Annotated in this window: 5 protein-coding genes; all 5 read right to left on the bottom strand. The window is 67.3% G+C overall.

Translation table 11 applies throughout. The features are described 5' to 3' along the window. Window positions 1-82: 82 nt before the first annotated feature. On the bottom strand, window positions 83-301 hold the full coding sequence (locus AC3ET4_RS30330) for a hypothetical protein (protein WP_431955104.1): 219 nt from the start codon (window positions 299-301) through the stop codon (window positions 83-85). A 315-nt stretch (window positions 302-616) separates the two neighbouring features. Further along, a complete protein-coding gene (locus AC3ET4_RS30325; protein ID WP_431955102.1) occupies window positions 617-1105 on the bottom strand; it encodes a DUF5825 family protein in 489 nt (162 codons plus the stop codon). 65 nt (window positions 1106-1170) lie between these two features. Next, entirely contained in the window at window positions 1171-2145 is a 975-nt protein-coding gene (locus tag AC3ET4_RS30320) for a RiPP maturation radical SAM C-methyltransferase (RefSeq protein WP_431955100.1), read from the bottom strand. Beyond that, a complete protein-coding gene (locus AC3ET4_RS30315; RefSeq protein WP_431955098.1) occupies window positions 2142-2825 on the bottom strand; it encodes a hypothetical protein in 684 nt (227 codons plus the stop codon). Before AC3ET4_RS30315 ends, AC3ET4_RS30320 begins: the two co-directional genes overlap by 4 nt. Window positions 2826-2841: 16 nt before the next feature. After that, entirely contained in the window at window positions 2842-4137 is a 1296-nt protein-coding gene (locus tag AC3ET4_RS30310; RefSeq protein WP_431955096.1) for an MFS transporter, read from the bottom strand. Window positions 4138-4305: the final 168 nt, after the last annotated feature.

The raw sequence follows: 4305 nt of genomic DNA, 5'->3' as shown, positions 1-4305 counted from the left end.
CCTCAGGCTAATTCGCGCACTCAGCCCAAATCGGGAGTTCGACGAGACCGTTCATGGCCAAAGTATTGTGACGGCTCCACGGTCAGGCCGAAACTCGTCGAGCTCGCGCACCGGGTATCCCCTCGTACACCGCGGTCCTCAGGGCCGAGACGAGGTTCTCGTCGAGCCCGAGCAGGCGCGACATCACGCCGTCGGCGATGGGCACGTCGATCGACCCGACCGCGTCGAGCCTTCCCAGGACGAGGGCGCTCTCGACTGCGTGCTGCACATCCTGGATCAGCTGGTCCAAGACGTCGCGCACGCGGGTGTCGATGACCCTCCGAGGCGTGCGCCGTACGCGACGGTGCTCTTCCCCGTCGGTCTGGTTGACCGCGAAGACCGCCTCGGACGACGCGTCCCGGATGCGAAATCGTCCGGCTCGTCGAAAACGCTCGCCATGAGCTCGCCCGCGCTGCCGTAGGTCTCGACGTCGGACAGGATGCGGGTGGCTTCGCGGTGATCGTTGACGAGCAGTCCCAGCCCGGCCGTCCCCATGCGCATGGGGACGGCGGCGGCCGGATCCTGGCCCTCGCGCACGGTCCGCTCGCCGAGCGTCCTGCGGAAGAGGATGTGGCCTTCAGACACACCAGACTCCTTGTCTCACGGCAATGCCCACACCATGGTCGCCGGCACGAAAGACGAGGTCGTGCAATTCGAGAGCGTCCAGACTGGCCGCCTCGGCGGGGGTGAGCGTGCGCCCCCAGCGGCTTTCGTCGAGGACGGCCGCCGCCGGTTCCGAGCGGTCGACGTCGATGCGGCGGCGCTCCCCGTGGCGCGTGTCCTCGACGGCTAGGAACGTCGGACCGCGCCGGACAACGAGGGATCCTCCCTGCTGCGCCGACCACGCGAAGGAGCCGTCCGGCCGCCGCGGCGGGTCGAGGTGGCGGAGGGCGCCGCAGTCGCCGCTCCACGAGACCCGCAGGCCGACCCCGCGAGCGTCGCGGAGCAGCGCGATCAAGGAGACGAGTTCGCCGTCGCCCATCTCCGGCATGGCGAAGTGACCGGTCAGCCGGACCCCGGCGTATCCCGACCGGGTCAGGGCGACGAGGTCCTCCCTGCTCCGCACCGAGTGGAGATCCACCGGCGCGAAGAGCCTCCGGCGGTTCGACCGCCGCTCTGCAGTCTGCTTCGTCACCAACGCAAGCCCGTCGCGAGCGCCAGATAGGTGGAGTCCTCATGGAACACGATGCCGAGCTCCGTCCAGTTCTCGACGAGCTCTTCGAGCTGACCTTCCCGCACGGCGATCCCGAGCGAGCGCATCGTGGAAGCGAGCGCGGGAAGCGTCTTGCCCTTGGCCAGCGCACGGCACGCCTCGGCTTCGAGACCCGGCCGAAGCACCAGCTCACGGGAGGGCCAGGCGGGCCGGTCGTCGATGACGACGAATGAGTCGTCCGGCGCCGGCAGGGCGACCAGCCGGGACACCGATGCGGTGGCCTGCCAGTTCGCGATCGCTTCGCGCAACAACTCGCTCGTCGCGGGGGAGATGCCGGCGGGCTCGGACTCGAACACGTAGACAAGGTCGTCGAGGGCGTCCGCCACCCCCTCGTAAGCGCTCACCAGGTTGAGCGAGGGGCCGATGGCCTGGAGACCGAGTGCGGGATCGTCGAAATAGGGGCTGAAGCGTTCCAGTTTGATCGGGAGCGGCCCGGCGGGCGGCGTCAGGTGGTGGAGGGACGGGATCGAATCGATCAGCGCCGCGTAGTCGCTGTCCTGCTCCCGGGGAAGCCCACGAGGATGTTCCACGACGGATAGATCCTGCAGGTGGCGCAGTCCCGCAGGAACCGCACGTTCTGCCACCCGGTCACCCCCTTGCGCATGATGCGCAGGATGGGCGTGCAGAGGCTCTCGACACCCGGCTGCAGCTGCGTGCTTCGCGCCCCACCAGCAACCGCGGCTGGCCTCCAGTGGAATCGTGACGTCGATGAACGGAGCGGCCGGAGACTTCCCCAGATCGCGGAAGTAGTGATCGTAGGTGGGTTCCGGCACTACGTTCATGGAGACGGGCGTCCGCCCGATGGGGTTGCTGACCGTGACTCCGTCGACGTCGGACCGCCAGCACAGGCCGGGCACGGCACGCAGCAGTCCGTCGTCCTTCTTCCCCTTCACCGCTGCGGCATGCCGCGATGTGGGCGATGAGCGGCGCGATTGAGTGCTCCGCCTCCCCTCGGATCACGTAGTCGAACTCCGGGCGGGTGGACCGCCGTGCCCTGGACGCCGTCGCAGTTCGCCCCGCCGAGGATCGTCACGACGTCCGGCCGCAGCTCCTTGACGCGGTGCGCGAGCGCGAACGAGGCGATGTTCTGATCGAAGGTCGTCGTTAGCCCCAGGACATCGGCGTCCGATGCCACGAGATCCCGGGCCAGCTCCTCGATGAAGGCGGGTGCCGCGCGGAACATCGCACAGTAGGCGTCGACGTTCTCGCTGTCGCGCACGAGGTCGTAGAAGCTCGTGTGGCGCGGGTCGACACCGGGGCGGAAATAGCTGGAGAAGACCCATTCGCCGACCCCGAACACTTCGGCGTCGACTATCAGCTCGTAGTGCCCGCGTTCGAGGCCCGCCTCCCGGACCAGGTGGTCGAGCCACCAGATGTTGCCGTAGACGACGTCGAGCTTCTCGACCTCTCCGCGCCGCTCGAACAACGGGGCGATCGTGCTCAGCGCCAGGGAGGGCATGTCGACCACGGCCCAGGGCATGCAGACCAGCGCAACCGAAAGGGCGTCCTCGTTCACGACCGGCGGGGTGAGATCCGGCACCGGTTGTTTGTGCCCGATCTGCATCAGTTCCACTTCGGCTCCTCATCGATCAGGGGCGTTGTCCGAGACGGGCTGTTTCAGGTTCCTTCGGGCTGGCGGCCTCCTCGCTCCCGGTGGTTACCCGCGTTCCCCGGATGAGCACCGGGAGCCACAGGAGACACGCCAGCAGGGGGACCGCGGCGTAGACGGCCATGCCCACGCTGGAGCCCAGCCCGTCCATGAGTGCGCCGAGGACGAGATAGCCGATGCCGATGAGCACCGACTCCACGAACGCGATCATCGACAGCAGGCTCGCCCGGTGGCGCGACGGCACCGCCTCGTTGAACACGTTGTCCACGAGCACGGCAGTGATCTCGGGAACTCCGACCAGGATCAGGAACGCGGCGATGGTGACCCAGACGAGGCCGAGGCCGGTCAGGCCGAGGGCCACGGCGAGCGCCAGGAGGGACACGGGGGCGATGACCCGGTACCCGATGCGCCGGTTGGCGCGGTCTGACAGGAGGGGAGTGAGTCCGCCGATGAAGAATCCCGCCGAGATGACCACGCTGACCAGTGCGGTGCTTGCTCCCTGATCGGAGAGCGTCTTCTGCGTGAAGATGATGTACGGCGTCAACGTCGCGTGCATCAGTCCGGACACCACGACGAGCGTCACGAGCGCCGGCGTGGCGACCCGAAGCATCGCCCGCCATGCCGTGGTGTCGCCGTGCTCCTTCTCGGCTCCGTCCTGTTCGTCCACCGCGTCCGCCCCGCGGATCTCGGGCACCCGTGCCATCAGCACCACCACGGCCAGGACGAGGCACGACGCCGAACCGGCGTAGACGATTCCCCAGGAGAACTGCTGCAGTTGGCCGCCGAGGATGATGGCGACCCCCGAGGTGACCGTCCCCAGCATGGTGAACCGGGATCTGATCTTGACGTAGCCGCTCGTTGCACCACGGCGCACGAGCAGGTCGTACAGCAGGGCGGTGTCCGAACCGGATACGCATGCCAGGCCCACGCCATGGCCAATGAACAGCGCCAAGAACAGCCAGTAGTTGGAGGTCGTCACCTGACCAAGTAGGCATCCGGCCACCAGTACCTGGCCGATCACGATGCTGGCGCGCCTGCCGATCCGGTCGGCGATGATTCCCGTCGGCAACTCCGCAAGTCCGCTGACCAGGAAGAGCAGTGTTTGGAGGAGGGCCACCTGCCCAGCGGAGAAGCCTTGCTGATAAAGGAAGATGACGAATACGCCGCGCTGGAAAAGCGAGTTGGAGAGCACAGCGTATACGTAGAACGGGCGCGTGACGCTTCGTGCTGCGTCGACTGCAGCCGATCCGTCAAGGGCCTCCGTAGTGCCGGTCATGTTGCGGGTTCCCCCTGGTGACTCCAGTGGTCAAAGACGTTCTCCACCATCATGGGCGGACTCGGTTCCTGCTCGGCCTCGTTCACTTATTGAGCCGAAACGGTTGGGGTTCTGGGTCGTTGGTGATGTGTGAGCGATCTGGTGGGGGACGCGCGGCATCTGTCGCCG

The organism is Actinacidiphila sp. bgisy167, assembly GCF_057707665.1.
The sequence above is the reverse complement of the archived record's forward strand: the minus strand, read 5'-3'. Positions and strand labels throughout refer to the sequence as shown.

Excerpts from the sequence above, each read along its gene's own strand:
- AC3ET4_RS30310 (WP_431955096.1), bottom strand. The coding sequence starts at position 4,137 with ATGACCGGCACTACGGAGGCCCTTGACGGATCGGCTGCAGTCGACGCA.